This window comes from Sphingobium sp. B11D3D (assembly GCF_025961755.1).
Lineage (GTDB): Bacteria > Pseudomonadota > Alphaproteobacteria > Sphingomonadales > Sphingomonadaceae > Sphingobium.
This window is the reverse complement of the sequence record NZ_JAOQOG010000001.1, coordinates 1,643,863-1,661,259: the sequence shown is the minus strand read 5'-3', so window position 1 is coordinate 1,661,259 and position 17,397 is coordinate 1,643,863. Positions and strand designations below refer to the sequence as shown.

The following is a 17,397-nucleotide window of genomic DNA, read 5'->3' as shown; positions in this document are numbered from 1 at the left end:
TCCGATTAGCCGACGATTTCTTCCGGCTTGAAGAAGTAGGCGATCTCGATCGCGGCATTCTCTTCGCTGTCCGACCCGTGAACGCTGTTGGCTTCGATCGACTCGGCCAGTTCCTTGCGGATGGTGCCGGGCTCGGCATTGGCGGGGTTGGTGGCGCCCATGATGTCGCGATTGCGCTTCACGGCGTCCTCGCCTTCCAGAACCTGCACGACGACCGGGCCGGAAATCATGAACTCGACCAGCTCACCGAAGAAGGGACGCTCCTTGTGCACCGCGTAGAAACCCTCAGCCTGCTCGCGGCTCATGTGGATGCGCTTGGATGCCACGACGCGCAGGCCGGCTTCCTCCAGCATCTTGGTGACAGCACCGGTCAGGTTGCGACGGGTCGCGTCGGGCTTGATGATCGAGAAGGTGCGGGTCGCCGCCATGAGAAATGCTCCGGTAAAGAAAACGAACGAGTTGAGGTCGCGCGCGCTCTACCCGCGAAGCGACAACCGATCAAGAGCAGCAGTCCCCCAACGGGTTACGATCAATTAAGCGCTTTGAGTTCACATTGTTACAGTTTGCCATAGTTGAGTGCGCAAAGGGGGAATGGGAACATGCAGGGCGCGGAGGCGAAGGAATCCATTTATCGGATCGACAGGCATGATGACGGGTCGCTGCGCTTTCACAGCATTGCGCCGGGGCAGCTGCGCCGCTTTCCGGACGCGGCGACGGTGACGACGCCCTGCCTGACCCTACCAGCAGAGGCGGCGGAGCCGGCACTGGCTCGAGCCGCTGCGCGTAAAAGCTCAACCTGCAACCGGGCTTCCCAATATCCTGCCATTTGCTGGCCCGACCTCGGACCGGGCGAGAGCCTGAATGCCTTTGGCATGTTCTGGAAACGCGAACTGGTGCCCTGGTCTGGACCGCCCCTCCTCCTCGGCCGGCGCACCAAAGGGACGCCATTGTTCAACTTTGCCCGTCAGGTGGGTCTTTATCTGCTGCAGGATGGCGCGCGGACCGTCTATGTCGGGCGTGCGAGCAACGATCTCTATGCGCGACTCAAGACGCATACGACCGACCGACTTGCCGGCCGGTGGAATCGCTTTTCCTGGTTCGGCCTGCGAGACGCCAGTCAGCATCTGCCTTTCGCGCAAAGCGCGTGCTGGAGCGAAGCCAATATGCTCAGAACCATGGAAGCGCTGTTGATCGAAACGCTCGAACCGCCGCTCAACCGACGCGGCGGAGACGGGCTGAGCGGCCGTGAATTTCTTCAGGCCAGCGCACCGACGTCCCTCAAGAGCCGTCACGCAGAAGCGCGCGCCGATACCACCAAGAAGCCGCGTCACATGCGGTGAGCGAATCCGGCGCGCCGGCGGTGCCTCAAGGCCCTTGGCGCCACCGCCCGCCATCCTGCTTCCAGAAGCGCGGCGTGACGTCCTCCGATCGGCTCAGCGCCTTCCAGGCCAGCCGCGCACCGGCCACCGTGGCATCATCGAAAAAGTAGAAAACCCGCTCGAAGCCCAGCGCTTCATCCCGCCACAGGCCATCGGCCAGCGCGACATGCCGCGCGCCATTGGCTGCATCGCAACTCGGCGCAAGGAGGATCGGCTGGACCTGCGGCATGGGTGCATCCGCATGATCGTTGGCCAGATAGCTCTCCGGCCCAGCACTCCACAGACCCTCGGAGATACGGTCGAGCTGGTCGCGCTCGGCGGAAACGACCAGCAGCCGCCCGCCGCCATCAAGCACCCTGCGCGCGATGGCGGGTACCGTCGCCTCGACGGGATCCCGGCTGAGCTGATAGAAATCCACCTGCATGTTGCGGCTCTAGCGCGATCCGGCCCGGCTGCGAAGGCCGGGCCGAAATATGCGCAAGACCTCAACCGGCCTGATAATGATCGCGGATCAACTGGTCGAGCAGGCGCACGCCATAGCCGGTGGCGCCCTTCTCCCATGTCGCGCCGGGCTTGTCGGCCCAGACCATGCCGGCAATGTCCAGATGCGCCCATTTTACGCCCTCCTGCACATAGCGCTTGATGAACTGCGCCGCCGTGATCGAGCCGGCATAACGCGGCCCGATGTTCTTCATGTCGGCAATGGGGCTGTCGATCAGCTTGTCATAAGCGGGCGACAGCGGGAAGCGCCACAATTTGTCACCGCTCTCGCGACCGGCCGCGAGGAGCTGTTCGGCAAGACCATCGTCATTGCTGAACAAGCCGCCATGCTCGCTGCCGAGCGAGATCAGCATCGCCCCGGTGAGGGTTGCAAGATCGATCACCGTCTCGGGCTTGTAGGTCTGCTGGGTCCACCAGATCGCATCGCACAGCACCAGACGCCCCTCGGCGTCCGTGTTCAGCACTTCCACGGTCTGGCCGGACATGGTCTTGACGATATCGCCGGGACGCTGCGCGCCGCCGTCGGGCATATTCTCGACCAGCCCGCAGATGCCGACGACATGCGTGGGTGCTTTGCGCAGGGCCAGCGCCTTCATCGCGCCGGCAACGGCACCGGCGCCGCCCATATCCCACTTCATGTCTTCCATGCCCGCACCGGGCTTGAGCGAAATGCCGCCGGTATCGAAGGTGACGCCCTTGCCGACCAGCGCCAGCGGCTTGGCCTGCGCGCCATTGGTACCGTCCCAACGCATCGCAAGAATGCGCGGCTTGCGCACCGAGCCCTGTGCCACGCCGAGCAACGCACCCATGCCGAGATTGGCCATATCCGTCTGATCCAGCACGCTGATTTCAATGCCGAGATCGACCAGATGCCGACAGCGCTCTACGAAGCTCTCGGGATAGATGATGTTGCCTGGCTCGGCGACCAGTTCGCGCGTGAATGCAACACCTTGTGCGACGGCTTTAGCATCATCCACGAGCGCCGCCAGATCGCCGGACTCATGAACCAGCGTTACGGTTTCGAGCGTCGGCTTGGCCTTCTCCGCCAGCTTAGTGCGATAGGTGTCGATGCGCCATGCGCGCAGTTCGGCCCCCAGCGCGATTCGGGCGAGCGCGTCGGCGGTAAGCCCCGCGCCATCGATCGCGACATGCTTGACGCCGGAGGTCTGCAGCCGTGCCGTCACCGCGCCGCCTGCCTTCTCTAGATCGGCCGGCGTGCCCTCGCCCGTCCCGACGAGCAGGACGCGGAGAGTCTTGCCCGCCTCGGCCACGAACAGTTCCACCACGGCGCCTGCCTCGCCGCCAAAGCGCGATGCCTCCGCCGCCTGCGCCGCCAGAGCCTGCGCCTCGATGCCCGGCGACACGGCGGCGCCCTTTGCGACCGGGAAAACGAGGCAGTCCATGTCGGCAGGGCGACTGGCGGAAATGGCAATGTGCATGGATACAAGCTCCTGGAAAGGAATTATGTGGCCAGATGACCTGGTGTGAATATGGAAGCGGAATAGCGCCTTGCCAGGGGGTATGCCACGGCAAAGGGACCGTTAAGCGCGATTTCACGCTTGGGAAGGCAATTGCGGAGCGGGCGCTGCAGTGCAATAGGGCAGCGTTGCACACGGCGCGCGCAGACCGCGAGCCGCGCTGGGAGAATGACGATTGGTTGCCACGATGAGCCGTGACACGCGCGAGCGGACCATGATGCGCGTGCACCTGTGCATCAGCGCGCCAGCTCTGATTCTGGCGATGGTCATGGCCGCGCCGGCCTACGCCCAGACGCAGGCCGAGCCGCCTACGCAGGGCGAACCGCCGCTCACCATCGACAATGTGGCGCCGCAGGATATTCCCGCTGGCGCTGAACCCGATTTTCAAGACCGCCCGGCGAAGGCAGAGGCCGAGGCCGTGCCCATGCCGGCAGCGCCGGTCTCCAAGAACGAGATCAATTTCCAGGCCGACCGGATCGACTACGACAGCAATGCCGATATCGTGCGCGCCTCCGGCAATGTCCGCGTTGCCCGACAGGATGCCAATCTGTCCGCCGATCAGGTGGAGTGGGATCGCAAGGCCGGCACCGTCATCGCGCGCGGCGATGTGCTGCTCGTCAATGAGCGTGGCGACCGCGCTTATGCCGACGAGATGGACGTCACCGAAAGCCTGCGGGACGGCGTCATCGAAAATCTGCTGATCGTCACCAACAGCGAGAATCGTCTGGCGGCGGTAAAGGCCCAGCGCACCGACAATATCTACGTGCTGGACAAGGCGGCGTTCACGCCCTGCAAGGTCGAGACGGTCAAGGGCTGCCCCAAGGAGCCGACCTGGCAGATTCAGGCCGATCGCGTCATTCTGGACGAGGCTCGCCAGCGGGTGCGCTATGAGAATGCGCGCGTCAGCATGTTCGGCCTGCCCCTGCTTCCCCTGCCGGGCCTGCGCCACAGCATTGGCGATGAAGGAAGCAGCGGCTTGCTGGTGCCGGATATCGGCTATGATCGGCGCAACGGGGTGCAATATGTGCAGCCTTATTACTGGCGGCTTGCGCCAAATCGCGATCTGACGCTCACGCCCTATGTCTACAGCGCGGTGCTGCCGATGCTCGGCGCCAGCTATCGCGCCCTGCTGTCTAAGGGTGCCTATCAGATCACCGGCTACGGCACGGTCAGCGCCGTCACGCCGGTTACGGGCGAAACCGATGTCACTAGCGATGAGCGTCTGCGCGGCTACATCGCTGCCAGCGGCAAATTCCAGTTCGACCCGCTCTGGTCGTTGACCGGATCGCTGCGTTACGCATCCGACCGCACCTTTCTCAATCGCTATGACCTGAGCCACGAGGATCGTCTGCGCTCCACGCTCAATCTGGAGCGGATCGGCACGCGCAGTTATCTCTCGATTGCCGGCTGGGCCTTCCAGTCATTGCGCTCGGGGGACCGGGCCGGCCAGGTTCCTATCGCCATTCCCGCCATCGACTACCGCCTGCGCACCACCGATCCGCTATTCGGCGGACGGGTGGAACTGCAGGCCAACAGCCTGTCGATCCTCCGCACAGACGGGCAGGATACCCAGCGCGCGTTCGTGGGCTTCACCTGGAAGCAGAGCCGGCTGACCGGCATGGGACAGGAAGTCTCGCTGACCGCCTATGCGCGGGGCGATGTCTACAACAGCGCGCAGAACGATCTTTCGCCAACGGTGGTCTATCGGGGTGAGGAAGGCTGGCAGACGCGAGGAATCGCCGCCTTGGCGCTGGATGTGCGCTGGCCGTTCATCGGGCAGGCTTTTGGCGGCACCCAGCGCCTGACACCACGCATCCAGCTGGTTGCCGCGCCGCGCCTCGCCAACCTGAATGTACCCAACGAGGATGCCCGCGCGATTGACCTGGAGGATTCCAACCTCTTCGCGCTCAATCGCTTCCCCGGCTATGACCGCTTCGAGGATTCGACCCGCATCACCTACGGGTTCGACTACCGCTTCGACGTGCCGAATTTCTCGTTCGATACCACCGTCGGCCAGAGCTACCGCATCGATGACCGCCCGTCCCTGCTGCCCAATGGCACCGGCCTGTCCGATCGGCTGTCGGACATCGTTGGTCGGTCGGAAATCCGCTACAAGGATTTCCTGTCCTTCACCCACCGCTTCCGGCTCGACAAGGATGGCTTCGCCGTCCGCCGTAACGAGATCGAGGCGACGGTCGGCACGCGCCGCACTTATGCCGAGGTCGGCTATCTCCGTCTGGACCGGAACATCACGTCCGGCGTCGAGGATCTGCGCGATGTCGAGGAAATCCGCCTCGCAGCGCGCGTAGCCTTTGCGCGCTTCTGGTCGGTCTTCGGCTCGACGAACATCGATCTGACCGGTCAGCGGGACGATCCGACGAGTACCCTGTCCGGCTTCGAGCCGGTGCGTCACCGCCTCGGCATCGCCTATGAGGATGACTGCCTGGAACTCGGCTTCACCTGGCGGCGCGATTACCAGACGGTCGGCGACGCCCGTCGCGGCAATTCGTTTCAACTGCGGCTGGTATTTAAGAATCTCGGCCTGTAAAGACTCCAGCTTCGCAAAGGGTGTGAAGGCCGGACGTCATCTGTCGCTCAGGCCCGGTTCAGCCGCCGCGCATTAATCCGCCGGGCAGGTTCGCGGCCTCTTGAGGCCGCCTGCTTCTGAATGGAGAGCAAGTTTGACTGACGTGAACAGCGTGAAAAGGATTTCCTCCCGTTTCACCGCCCGGATTCTTGCAGGCGCCGCAACGGGCCTTTTGGCGTGCTCAGCCATTGCTCAAGCGCCGGAAGGCCAGGCTGAGGACGCCGCCGGGGCGACCGCGTCCGCGCTCGATATTCCCGCCTCGGTGGTGCTCTTCGGCAAGCGCGACCCCAATGTCCGCACCGCAACGGCGCTGGTGAACGGCGAGGTCATTACGCAGACGGATGTGGAGCAGCGGCTCGCGCTGGTAGTTCTCGCCAATGGCGGCAATGTCAGCGCCGAGGAAAAGGACCGCCTGCGCCTGCAGGTGCTGCGCAACCTCATCGACGAGACGCTGCAGATTCAGGAGGCAGCGGCCAAGGACATTCGCGTCCCCGCCGCCGAGCTTGACGAGAACTTCGCGCGCGTCGCCGCGAACTTCCGCTACACGCCGGACAATTTCGCAAAGTATCTTGCCGCGCAGGGCTCGTCCGCACGCAGCATCCGGCGCCAGATCGAAGGCGAGGTCGCTTGGAGCCGCCTGCTGCGGCGTCAGGTCCAGCCTTTCGTGAACGTCTCCGAGGACGAGGTCCGCTCGACCTATGAGCGTCTCCAGGCCGCGAAGGGCAAGGAAGAGTTCCACATCGGCGAGATATATCTCTCCGCCAACCCGTCGAACAGCCAGCAGGTGGCCGAGAACGCCCAGAAGATCATGGCGCAGATTCGCCAGGGTGGCTCGTTCCAGGCCTATGCGCGGCAATATTCGGAAGCATCGACCGCTGCGGTCGGCGGTGATCTGGGCTGGGTGCGCGCCGCGCAGCTGCCCGAGCCGCTGGCGGAAGCCGCCCAGCAGCTCCAGGTCGGCCAGATCGCCGGCCCGATTGCCATTCCGGGCGGATTTTCGCTCGTCTATCTGATCGACAAGCGCCAGGTGCTGATGGCCGACGCGCGCGACGCCGTGCTCAGCCTCAAGCAGGTCGCCATCGACTTCCCCGCCGGCACATCGGCTGCCGAAGCCCAGCGCCGCGCCAACGCTTTCGGGGAAGCGCTCAAGAAGCTTCAGGGCTGTGGATCGGTCGAGGCGATGGCCAAGGGCGTCGGCGCGACGGTCATCGAAAACGATATTCAGGCGCGCAACCTGCCGCCGCAGCTCCAGTCCATTCTGCTGTCGATGCAGGTCGGCGAATCCACGCCGCCCTTCGGCTCGGCAACGGAAGGCGTTCGCGCGCTCGTTCTGTGCGGCCGGGACGATCCGCCAGACGCGAGCGCGCCCTCGGTGGAGTCGATCATGGCGCAGATGGAGGAAGACCGCGTAAACAAGCGTGCACGCACATATCTGCGCGACCTCCGTCGCGATGCGGTGATCGACTATAACTGACGTCTTCCGCACGATGTATTCCGCGTCCGCGCTGCCGCGGCCGATCGCGATATCGCTGGGCGACCCCGCAGGGATCGGCCCGGAGGTAACCGCGAAAGCCTGGGAAGCGCGGGACGCGCACAATCTCCCGCCTTTCTTTGCGGTCGGTGACAGCGCAGCCATCGCTGCGGTCTGGCAAGGCCCGGTGGCGATGATCGGCGACCCGATCGAGGCCGATGCGGTGTTCGGCAAGGCGCTGCCCTGCCTGCAGGTCGCCGACGCCGGTGAGATCATCCCCGGCCAGCCCTCGATCGATGGCGCGCGCTGCGCCTTCCAGGCGTTGGAAGCGGCGACCGGCTTGGTCAGGGCAGAAAGCGCCAGCGCCCTTGTGACCGCACCCGTCTCCAAATCCCAGCTGTCGCAAGTCGGCTTCACGCACCCGGGCCAGACCGAGTTCGTGGCCGAGCGCTGCGGCGTCTCGCGCGGCAATGTGGTGATGATGCTGGCGGGCCCTTCGCTACGGGTTGTGCCGCTCACCATCCATATTCCCTATACAGAGGTGCCGGAGGCACTCACCGCCGCGCTGATCCGCTCCCGCGCGCTGGCCACCGCGCGCGGTCTGAAGCGCCTGTTCGGCATCGAGAACCCGCGCCTCGCCATGGCCGGTCTTAATCCTCATGCCGGCGAAAATGGGATGCTCGGCACGGAAGAAACAACGTTGATTGCGCCGGTGCTCGACCAGCTGCGCGAGGATGGGCTCGACATCTCCGGGCCGCATTCGCCGGACGCCTTGTTCACGCCCCGCGCCCGCGCGCTCTACGATGCGGCCTTGTGCTGCTATCACGATCAGGCGCTGATCCCCATCAAGGCGCTGGACTTTGACGAGGGCGTCAACATCACGCTGGGCCTGCCGATCGTGCGCACATCGCCCGACCATGGCACGGCGTTCGATCTGGCCGGCAAGGATCAGGCGCATCCCGGCGCGATGATCGCCGCCATTCGCATGGCACAACAGGCCGAGCTCAATCGCCGCGCCTGGGTCGATCCCTGCCAGCCCTCATGACCCCACTTCCACCGCTGCGTGAGGTCATTGCCACGCATGGCCTGCGGGCCAGCAAGGCGCTGGGCCAGAACTTCCTGCTGGACGAGCAGTTGCTGGATCGCATCGCCGCGATCCCGGGGGAGCTGACCGGTGCGCGGGTGTTCGAGGTGGGCCCCGGCCCCGGCGGGCTGACCCGTGCCCTGCTCCGCGCCGGCGCGCAGGTGACCGCTGTGGAGCGTGACGCCCGCTGCATTCCGGCGTTGGCCGAAGTCGCAGCGGCCTTTCCGGGCCAGTTGCGCGTCATCGAGGATGATGCGTTGCGGGTCGATCCCGTAGAGGCCTGCGGCGGACCAGCGCATATCGTCGCGAACCTGCCTTATAATATCGGAACGGCTCTGCTCGTCGGCTGGCTGGAGAGCGGGGTGTGGCCGCCCTGGTGGCTTTCCGCCTCGCTCATGTTCCAGGCCGAGGTGGCCGAGCGGATCGTCGCGCAGCCCGGCAGCGATGCCTATGGCCGGCTCGCGGTACTGGCCCAGTGGCGCAGCCGTGCGCGCATCGCGATGAAAGTCCATCGGTCAGCCTTCACGCCGCCGCCCAAGGTCATGTCCGCTGTGGTCCACATCGTCCCGGCCGACGCGCCCGGCGGCGTCGATGTCGCAACGCTCAGCCGGTTGACGGCCGCCGCCTTCGGTCAGCGGCGCAAGATGCTGCGGCAGAGCCTCAAGGGGCTGCCGGGCGCGCTCGATTCTTTGGCGGAAGCCGGAATCGACCCCAGCCGCCGCGCCGAGACACTCAGCGTGGACGATTTCGTGATGCTCGCGCGCCTGATGGGGCGCTGAGCAAGTTCACAGCGCGAAATTTACTGCTGCTCGACCTTCGGTGCGTTGGTCACCGCCTCAGCCGTGGTCACCGGCGGCTTGGTCGTGGCGATCGCGGAGGCCAATTGATCCGCACTGGCACATTGCGTCTTGCAGAGCAGGCGCAGCTTGGCGAGCGTCTCGCGGGCGCTTTCCACCGCGCCCTTGTCCAGCATCGCGAGCCCTTCGCCTTGCAGGGCCGCCTGATTGCCGGGCTCCAGATCCAGCGCGCGACCATAATAGCGGATCGCCTTGCCGGGGAGCTTCTGGGCGCGGGCGATCTTGGCCAGCGACATGAAGATACCGGGCTGATCGGGCGCCAGAAGCAGCGCAGTTTCGTAGGCATCGCGGGCCTTGGTAAGATCGCCGGCATCTGCCGCCGCCTTGCCCTTCGCCATCCACTCGACTGCGCGCGGGCTGGGCGCGGGCGTCGCGCTCTGCTGGGAAAATCCACTGCTCGCCGACAGGGCAAGCGCACTCGCAAGTAAAATGGAGGCGGGGGTGAACCGCATGATTGTCTCCCAGATCGAGCCCTGCGCAACAGACGCCATGGTCGACGACGCTAGCATGGTTTTTCAAGCACCGCGAAGAAAAAGCCGTCGGTTCCGTCATGTGCGGGCGTGAGCAATGTGCCCTCGCCCCATGAACGACCCGGCGCCTGTTCCGACCCGGTAGAGTGTACCGGCTGCCATAGGGGATCGGTCCTGACGATTTGCTGAATTTGATCGCGCCCTTCCCGGTCGATCAACGAGCAGACCGCATAGACGAGCCGCCCGCCCGGCTTCACCAGCGGCAGCGCGAGCCGCAGCAGTCGCGCCTGCAACGCAACCACGCGCTCCAGCCGCGCGGGTGTGAGCCGCCAGCGCGCCTCGGGGTTGCGCCGCCAGGTGCCCGATCCACTGCAGGGCGCATCGATCAGCACGATGTCGCACTGCCCGGCGAGCGGCCTGAGGCCTGCCTCTTCCCGCCCGGAATCGAGCAGCAGTGTTTCGATCTGCCCGCCATAGCCGGCGCGGTCCGCACGCGGCGTCAATCTGGCGAGGCGGTCCCGCACCGCATCGGCCGCGATCAGCCGCCCAGCAAGACCGCCGTCGTTCACCATGTCTGCGGCCAAAGCGAGGGTCTTACCCCCTGCCCCTGCGCACAGATCGAGCACCGTCAGGCCCGGCGCGGCGCGGCAAGCCTGCGCGATGAACTGGCTCCCGGCATCCTGCACCTCGGCGGTGCCATCATCGGGCACGTCCGTGCCGGTTGGCAGCGCATAGCCATATGTTGCGCCCTCGATCGGCCGGGCATCCGGCCAGCGGGCCAGCGTCTCGGCATTGCTCGCGATCAACGGGTTGCGCCGAATGTGGAGAGGCGCCCGGTCGAGCAGGGCCGCCTGCTCGGCCTCATCGATCAGGGCGGAAAACCTATCGGCGATCCAGCCCGGCAGGCGGGAGCCATCCGGGCCAGACTCTGCCTCGCCCAACGGCGCCGGCGCATGGGCCGAGCCATCGAACAGCGCGGCGAGCGCCGCATCCTCGCGCGCCAGACCCGCCATGGCCCCACGGCCGGATGCCGGCGGATCGCCATAGGCCCGGACCGCACGATAGACGAGATCGCGCACCGCCCGGCGATCCTTCGATCCGGCGTAGCGACGCTCACGGAAATAGCGGGTAATCAGCGTATCGGCAGCAGCGCCATCATCGCGCGCGCTGGCGATGATGAGATCGAGCAGGTCGATCGCGGCCTGCATCCGCGCGGCAGGCGTCACAACGCTGCCCCCGGTGCAGGGCGTATATCGTTATCGTGTGGGATAATTCGGCGCTTCCCGCGTGATCGTCACGTCATGCACATGGCTCTCGGAGAGGCCGGCATTGGTGATCTGCACGAAGCGGGCGCGCTCCTGCAGTTCGCGGATCGTCTTGCTGCCGGTATAGCCCATGGCGGCCTTCACACCGCCAACCAGCTGGTGGATGACATCGCGCGCCGGCCCCTTATAGGGCACCTGGCCTTCGATCCCCTCCGGCACCAGCTTCATCTGATCCTTGATGTCCTGCTGGAAGTAGCGATCCGCGCTGCCGCGCGCCATCGCACCGACGGATCCCATGCCGCGATAGCTCTTATAGGCCCGGCCCTGATAAAGGAACGTCTCGCCCGGTGCTTCCTGCGTGCCGGCCAGCATCGATCCGATCATCACCGCAGCGCCGCCCGCAGCCAGCGCCTTGGCAACGTCCCCCGAGGTGCGCAGGCCGCCATCGGCGATGACCGGAATACCGCTCTTGAGCGCTTCCTCCGCCGCATCCATGATTGCGGTGAGCTGCGGAACGCCGACACCGGCAACCACGCGCGTGGTGCAGATCGAACCGGGGCCGATGCCGACCTTCACGCCGTCAGCGCCGGCATCGATCAGCGCGCGCGTGGCCTCTGCCGTGGCGACATTGCCGGCCACGAGCTGAATCTCGTTGGAGAGCTTGCGAATACGCGCGACGCTCTCGGCCACCATCTTGGAGTGGCCATGGGCAGTATCGACGACGATCAGGTCGCATTCCGCATCGATCAGCGCCTCGGTGCGCTCAATGCCCTTGTCGCCGACCGTCGTTGCTGCAGCCACGCGCAGGCGGCCGGAAGCATCCTTGGTGGCCTGCGGATAGGTGACCGCCTTCTCGATATCCTTGACGGTAATGAGCCCGACGCAGCGAAACGCATCATCGACCACCAGCAGCTTCTCGATCCGGCGCTGATGCAGCAGGCGGCGGGCCTCGTCCTGCGAGACCCCCGTACGCACGGTCGCGAGATTCTCATGCGTCATCAGCTCGCGCACCGGCTGGGCCGGGTTTTCGGCAAAGCGCACGTCGCGGTTCGTCAGGATGCCGACCAGCTTGCCGGTCGACTCCACAACCGGAATGCCGCTGATCTTGTGCCGTGCCATCAGCGCCTGCGCCTCCGACAAAGGCTGATCCGGGCCGATGGTGATCGGGTTGACGACCATACCGCTCTCGAACCGCTTGACCGCGCGCACCGCCGCGCACTGCTCCTCGATGGAGAGATTGCGGTGCAAGACGCCGATGCCGCCAAGCTGCGCCATCACGATGGCCATGTCTTCCTCAGTTACGGTGTCCATGGCCGAGGAAAGAATGGGGATATTCAGTGAAATATTGCGGCTGACCCGCGTGGACACATCGGCCTGACTCGGCAGCACATCGGACTCGCCCGGCTGAAGAAGCACGTCGTCGAAAGTGAGGCCGAGCCGAATGTCCATATATGTCGCCACCTGATCTGGAGAGACCCCTTGGGGGAATCAGTGGCGGCCCATGTAACCATTTCCCCCGTGCAGGGCTAGGGGGTCGTCAAAGAGAAGGGCGCGAAGGCTGGTTTGCGCCTATCCGAGGGCGGGACGGACCACCCCGCGCCCCGCACGACCGCCGGCCATCATCTGCGTCAACGCGAGCAGGAGGGCTGACACTGCAAGCGTCCAGACCAGATCGGCCAGCGTATCATCAAGGCGTAGCGACCGGTAATAAGCGGCCTGCAGGCTCTCATTGATGAGCTCGGCCAGCGCCACCACAGCAAATGGCAAGGCCGGATGGCGGCGCGTGAGCGGCCAGGCAGCGACCAGAGCATAGAGCAGCAAGCCGCCGATCAGGTGCGCGCGCTCGTGCGAAATGGCGAGAAAGCGCAGGCTCCCCTCCGTCAGGGCGACATAAGCGGCGGGAATATCCATGTAGCGATTCGTAAAGAAAGCAGGTTAGCGATCCGTTACGACGCGATCCAAAGCCTAGCTGCGCAGATGTTCGGCCCGATCGATAATCGCCTTGGCTTCCTCGACGTGCATCGCCTCGATCATGCGCCCATCATAGCGCTGGGCGCCACCGGTGAAGGCCTCAACCAATGCGCGGGCCTGTTCCACCGCCGGGCCGCTGGGGGAGAAGGCATCATTGGCGATGTCGATATGGCTGGGGTGGATGATGGTCTTGCCATCGAACCCCATCTGCCGCCCCTCGTCGCACTCGGCGGCAAGACCGGCCGGATCTTCCAGATTATTGTAGACGCCGTCGAACGCGGCGACACCGGCGGCGCGCGCCGCCAGCACGATCGACTGCAGCGAGTAGGAAATCGCGCTGCGCGGTGCATCAGGCGGCACGGCCAGGCCCCGGCGCAGATCGTTAGTGCCGGCAATCAGGGCTGCGACGCCCGGCTCGCGCGCGATGGACAAGGCATTGATGATCCCCGCCGGGCTCTCGATCATCGCAATGACCGGCCGCTGCGTCACACGATTGACGTCGTGGACCTGCCGGGCCTCGATCACCTTGGGCACGATGACATAGGGCACCCCGGCACTGCGGGCCGCGACCATGTCCAGCCCATGCTCGGGACGCCCCTCGGCATTGATGCGGATGGCGCAGGGGCGCCCGTCGAACCCGGCCTGCACAGCCTCCACGGCGCGCTGCCGGGCCGCGTCGCGGTCTTCGGCGATCACCGAATCCTCAAGGTCGAGAATAATGAAGTCACAGTCGAGTTGGCGCGCTTTCTCAATCGCGCGCGGGCGCGACGCCGGGACGAACAGCAGCGTCCGTACGAGGCGCAAAGGCAAATCAATTCTTTCGACCGGACGACGCTTCTGCATGCCTTTTCAATCCTCTTATCCTGCCGATTCCGCTTTCCGGCAATGTTCTGAAGGGCCATAGTAGCGACCGCAAGCGCAGGAGGCTATCGACCATGGATCTGGTCACGTTCGCAATGTTCATCGCCATTCTGGTGATCTTCTATCTGTTTGCCAGCGTGAAGATCGTCCGGCAGGGCCATCGCTACACCATTGAGCGGTTCGGCCGGTTTACCGAAGTCGCGTCTCCCGGTTTCAACATCTACCCCGCCTTCTTCTACCGGGTTGGCCGCAAGATCAACATGATGGAGCAGGTGATTGATGTTCCGTCTCAGGAAATCATCACCCGCGATAATGCCATGGTGGCCGTGGATGCGGTGGTGTTCTTCCAGGTGCTGGATGCCGCCAAGGCTGCTTATGAGGTGAGCCACCTCAATACGGCCCTGCTCCAACTCTCGACCACCAATCTGCGCACGGTGATGGGGTCGATGGACCTGGACGAGACCCTCTCCAAGCGGGATGAAATCAACGCCCGGCTGTTGAGCGTGGTGGACCACGCCACCAATGCCTGGGGCGTCAAGATCACCCGCGTCGAGATCAAGGACATCCGCCCACCGCAGGATATCGTCAACGCGATGGCCCGGCAGATGAAGGCCGAGCGTGAGAAGCGCGCCAATATCCTTGATGCCGAAGGGTTCAAAAGCGCCGAGATCCTGCGGGCCGAAGGCGCCAAGCAGGCGCAGATCCTCGAAGCCGAGGGCCGGCGTGAGGCAGCGTTCCGTGACGCCGAGGCGCGCGAACGCGAGGCGGAGGCCGAGGCGCGGGCGACCCAAGTGGTGAGCGAGGCCATTGCGGGCGGCAATGCCCAGGCGATCAACTATTTCGTGGCGCAGAAATATGTCGAGGCGGTGGAGAAGTTCGCGACCTCCAGCAACGCCAAGACAATCCTCTTCCCGGTGGAAGCTACCCAGCTCATCGGCACGCTCGGCGGCATCGGCCAGCTCGCCAAGGAAGCGCTGGGCGATCATGCAGCAACGCAGCCTGCACGGCCCGTGTCCGGCACCGGCGTGCCTCACACGCGGACGCCGTGACGCCGATGCTGGACGGCATGCATCCTTCCATCCTCTGGGGTGTGTTCGCGGTGATCCTCGCCGGGGCGGAGATCATCGTGCCCGGCGTGTTTCTCATCTGGCTGGGCGTGGCTGCGGCGCTCACGGCCGGGCTCAGTCTGGTCCTGCCGATCAACCCGGCCTTCCAGCTGCTCGCCTTTGCCATCTTCACGGCCATTTCGGTGAGCGGCGGACGGCTCTGGTATCTCGCCCGCCCGGTCGCATCCCAAGACCCGATGCTCAATGACCGGGCCGCGCGCCTTGTTGGCCGCGAACTGCTGGTGGTCGAACCGATTAATCATGGCGTCGGTCGGGTGAAGGTGGATGACGGAAGCTGGACGGCGACCGGGCCGGATGCAGATGCAGGCAGCTATGTGCGGGTGACGGGCACCAAGGGCGCGGCGCTGATTGTCGAACCCCTGCCCACTCCGCTCGCCCCGCCCGACTTGGCCCGTGACGGCAAGGACATGCCGGAGCCGGAATGACTGCTTTCGCCTTTATCGGCGCGGCGCTGGCAGAGATCGCCGGTTGCTTTGCATTTTGGGCATGGTTGCGGCTCGACAAATCACCGCTCTGGCTGCTCCCGGGCCTTGCCTCACTGGCGGTTTTTGCCTGGCTTCTCACGCTGGTGGAAGCCGATTATGCGGGGCGGACTTACGCCGCTTATGGGGGTGTTTATATTGCCAGCGCGCTTGCCTGGCTCTGGCTTGCAGAGGGCACCAGGCCGGATCGCTGGGATGTGCTGGGCGGCGCAGTCTGTTTGTGCGGCGCCGCGATCATCGTCTTCGGGCCACGCACAGCCTAGCGATCACCCGGCATGCGCCCGTTCAGTGACATCCCGCGCCAGCAGGCCGCGGTGGCGGGGCAGCGCCTGAGGCATCTCATCGCGGATGAAGGCCAGCACCTTCTCACGAATCTCACAGCGCAGGTCGAATGCCTCGCCCGCATTGCGCGCGCTGGCGAGGCCGCGCACCTCGATGGCGTCCGGGCGCACCTCCGTCACCTGAAGCACCTTCACCCGCCCATCCCAGAGCGGCGAGGCAGCCACGATCGCTTCATAGCGGGCACGCAACTGATCGATATCGGCCGTTGGGTCGAGATGGAAGAAAACCGAGCCAAGCAACTGACTTGTCGAACGAGTCCAGTTCTGGAAACTGTCTTCGAGAAAGCGGGAGATGGGCACGACCAGCCGTCGCTCATCCCACACCGCCACGACCACATAGGTCATGTAGATCGCCTCGATCTTGCCCCATTCGCCTTCGATGATGACAACGTCATCGATGCGGATCGGCTCGGTGAAGGCAAGCTGGATGCCCGCGATTACGTTTTTGAGCAAGGGCTGCGCCGCCGCGCCGACCGCCAGTGCCGCAAGGCCGGCCGAGGCCATCAGTGTCACACCCACCGCCCGCACCGAGGGGATGCTGAACAGCATGAGGCACAGGGTGATGAAGATCACCAGCACCACGGCGATCCTGCCGAGAATGCCCGTCCGCGTTCGCTTTCGCCGGGCGCGGAGATTGTCGGCCACGCTGATATCCGTCCGCTGCTCGACCACATCCTGCGTGCCCCGAATGAGGGCAACGGCCAGCCAGCCGATCAATCCCGGCACGATCATCGCCGCCGCCTGGCTCCAGATCAGGTGACCGCGCTCTCCCAACGTTAGCGACGGACGGAGGAACGCCAGCGCGAAGGCAACCAGCAGCCAGCGCGACGGCCATTGCGCCCGGCGGAGCAAGGCGAGGCCACCTTCAGAATGCGCATGGGTCAGCAGACGGCGCAGCACCCGCACGCTGAGCCAGTGCAGAGCCAGAGCCGCCAGAACGGCGAGAACGCCCAGCATCAGCGATTCCAATAATGGCGGCAGGGTCCAATGGTGGGGAAACATGTCCCTTTTACTGCTCAGGCGCGATCCGGTTCCCGCGGCAGATAGGGAAGCAACGCTGCCAGCGCAGGCGTTTCCAGGTCCGGCGGCTTGTAGGACAGCCGCGCTTCGACCGAGAAGAGGCGCTCACGCGACCAGAAATTGAGCGGCCAATCCCGCGCGCTTTGCGCTGAGGTCAGCAGGCCATTGACCTGATCGAGCAGATCACCGCCTATATGCTCGGCCCGATAAAGCCGCACTCCCCCGAGGAACGCGCGCGTGATCGTTTCATGATAGCCGTGGCGATCATCGTTCGGCACGCCCACGCTGGCATTGTAACGGCGGATGGTCGGCGCGATCTCCCGGTCCAGATCGATATCCGGTCGCTCGACCATCAGCCAGAAGCAGGCGGCAAGGTGGGCCTCATGCGTCCAGCGCTCGCGCGGCAAGGTGCAATCCAGCAGCCCCGCTCCAATTGCGTGGATGGGGGCGGCATCGCTGAACAAGCGATGATTGTTATCCGTCGTCACAACGGCGCCCTAAGC

The 17,397-nt window shown here is 65.0% G+C and carries 18 protein-coding genes; 8 read left to right on the top strand and 10 right to left on the bottom strand.

All coding sequences use genetic code 11. The annotated features are described in order from the left end of the window. Nucleotides 1-5 precede the first annotated feature (5 nt). Entirely contained in the window at nt 6-428 is a 423-nt protein-coding gene (ndk, locus tag M2334_RS07825) for a nucleoside-diphosphate kinase (protein ID WP_181559849.1), read from the bottom strand. 171 nt (nt 429-599) lie between these two features. On the opposite strand from ndk, the gene M2334_RS07820 reads away from it, so the two are divergent. Further along, a complete protein-coding gene (locus tag M2334_RS07820; RefSeq protein ID WP_264594388.1) occupies nt 600-1,340 on the top strand; it encodes a hypothetical protein in 741 nt (246 codons plus the stop codon). Between the two features lie 25 nt (nt 1,341-1,365). Here the strand turns inward: M2334_RS07820 and M2334_RS07815 are convergent, their stop codons facing one another. Beyond that, nucleotides 1,366-1,803 carry a DNA polymerase III subunit chi gene (locus tag M2334_RS07815; RefSeq protein WP_264575676.1) on the bottom strand — a complete coding sequence of 146 codons (438 nt, stop codon included), beginning with the start codon at nt 1,801-1,803 and terminating at the stop codon, nt 1,366-1,368. Nucleotides 1,804-1,864: 61 nt separating this feature from the next. Continuing rightward, on the bottom strand, nt 1,865-3,319 hold the full coding sequence (locus M2334_RS07810) for a leucyl aminopeptidase (protein WP_264594387.1): 1,455 nt from the start codon (nt 3,317-3,319) through the stop codon (nt 1,865-1,867). 226 nt (nt 3,320-3,545) lie between these two features. Between M2334_RS07810 and M2334_RS07805 the strand changes: the two genes are divergently transcribed. The 4 genes from M2334_RS07805 to rsmA all read left to right on the top strand — a co-directional run bounded on the left by M2334_RS07805 (nt 3,546) and on the right by rsmA (nt 9,279). Then, nucleotides 3,546-5,906, top strand: coding sequence for an LPS-assembly protein LptD (locus tag M2334_RS07805; RefSeq protein WP_264605159.1), 2,361 nt, complete (start codon nt 3,546-3,548; stop codon nt 5,904-5,906). A gap of 142 nt (nt 5,907-6,048) precedes the next feature. Further along, nucleotides 6,049-7,419: a peptidylprolyl isomerase gene (locus M2334_RS07800; RefSeq protein WP_413714889.1), complete on the top strand. Its 1,371-nt coding sequence runs from the start codon at nt 6,049-6,051 to the stop codon at nt 7,417-7,419. Nucleotides 7,420-7,432: 13 nt separating this feature from the next. Continuing rightward, on the top strand, nt 7,433-8,461 hold the full coding sequence (gene pdxA / locus M2334_RS07795) for a 4-hydroxythreonine-4-phosphate dehydrogenase PdxA (RefSeq protein ID WP_264605158.1): 1,029 nt from the start codon (nt 7,433-7,435) through the stop codon (nt 8,459-8,461). Continuing rightward, nucleotides 8,458-9,279, top strand: coding sequence for a 16S rRNA (adenine(1518)-N(6)/adenine(1519)-N(6))-dimethyltransferase RsmA (rsmA, locus tag M2334_RS07790; RefSeq protein ID WP_264605157.1), 822 nt, complete (start codon nt 8,458-8,460; stop codon nt 9,277-9,279). Before pdxA ends, rsmA begins: the two co-directional genes overlap by 4 nt. Nucleotides 9,280-9,299: 20 nt before the next feature. Here the strand turns inward: rsmA and M2334_RS07785 are convergent, their stop codons facing one another. The 5 genes from M2334_RS07785 to M2334_RS07765 form a co-directional block, all read right to left on the bottom strand. Further along, nucleotides 9,300-9,809: a tetratricopeptide repeat protein gene (locus M2334_RS07785; RefSeq protein WP_181559856.1), complete on the bottom strand. Its 510-nt coding sequence runs from the start codon at nt 9,807-9,809 to the stop codon at nt 9,300-9,302. Between the two features lie 50 nt (nt 9,810-9,859). Then, nucleotides 9,860-11,053, bottom strand: coding sequence for an RsmB/NOP family class I SAM-dependent RNA methyltransferase (locus M2334_RS07780; protein ID WP_264605156.1), 1,194 nt, complete (start codon nt 11,051-11,053; stop codon nt 9,860-9,862). A 30-nt stretch (nt 11,054-11,083) separates the two neighbouring features. After that, a complete protein-coding gene (guaB, locus tag M2334_RS07775) occupies nt 11,084-12,541 on the bottom strand; it encodes an IMP dehydrogenase (protein ID WP_264594382.1) in 1,458 nt (485 codons plus the stop codon). A 120-nt stretch (nt 12,542-12,661) separates the two neighbouring features. Further along, on the bottom strand, nt 12,662-13,003 hold the full coding sequence (locus tag M2334_RS07770; RefSeq protein ID WP_264605155.1) for a hypothetical protein: 342 nt from the start codon (nt 13,001-13,003) through the stop codon (nt 12,662-12,664). Between the two features lie 54 nt (nt 13,004-13,057). Beyond that, nucleotides 13,058-13,906, bottom strand: a complete 849-nt coding sequence (locus M2334_RS07765) for an HpcH/HpaI aldolase/citrate lyase family protein (RefSeq protein WP_413716111.1) — start codon at nt 13,904-13,906, stop codon at nt 13,058-13,060. A gap of 92 nt (nt 13,907-13,998) precedes the next feature. On the opposite strand from M2334_RS07765, the gene M2334_RS07760 reads away from it, so the two are divergent. Genes M2334_RS07760 through M2334_RS07750 form a run of 3 tightly spaced genes read left to right on the top strand, consistent with a single transcriptional unit; the run spans nt 13,999 to nt 15,796 of the window. Beyond that, the gene (locus M2334_RS07760; protein ID WP_264579048.1) at nt 13,999-14,973 is read left to right on the top strand and encodes an SPFH domain-containing protein; all 975 of its coding nucleotides are present in this window, start codon (nt 13,999-14,001) and stop codon (nt 14,971-14,973) included. Nucleotides 14,974-14,978: 5 nt separating this feature from the next. Next, nucleotides 14,979-15,476, top strand: a complete 498-nt coding sequence (locus M2334_RS07755) for an NfeD family protein (RefSeq protein ID WP_264606053.1) — start codon at nt 14,979-14,981, stop codon at nt 15,474-15,476. After that, on the top strand, nt 15,473-15,796 hold the full coding sequence (locus tag M2334_RS07750; protein ID WP_264594380.1) for a YnfA family protein: 324 nt from the start codon (nt 15,473-15,475) through the stop codon (nt 15,794-15,796). The genes M2334_RS07755 and M2334_RS07750 overlap by 4 nt, the downstream gene beginning before the upstream one ends. Nucleotides 15,797-15,799: 3 nt before the next feature. Here M2334_RS07750 and M2334_RS07745 read toward each other — a convergent pair whose 3' ends face one another. Both M2334_RS07745 and M2334_RS07740 read right to left on the bottom strand, forming a co-directional pair. After that, on the bottom strand, nt 15,800-16,831 hold the full coding sequence (locus M2334_RS07745; RefSeq protein WP_264605154.1) for a mechanosensitive ion channel family protein: 1,032 nt from the start codon (nt 16,829-16,831) through the stop codon (nt 15,800-15,802). Nucleotides 16,832-16,890: 59 nt separating this feature from the next. Continuing rightward, a complete protein-coding gene (locus M2334_RS07740) occupies nt 16,891-17,382 on the bottom strand; it encodes a hypothetical protein (RefSeq protein WP_264594378.1) in 492 nt (163 codons plus the stop codon). Nucleotides 17,383-17,397: the final 15 nt, after the last annotated feature.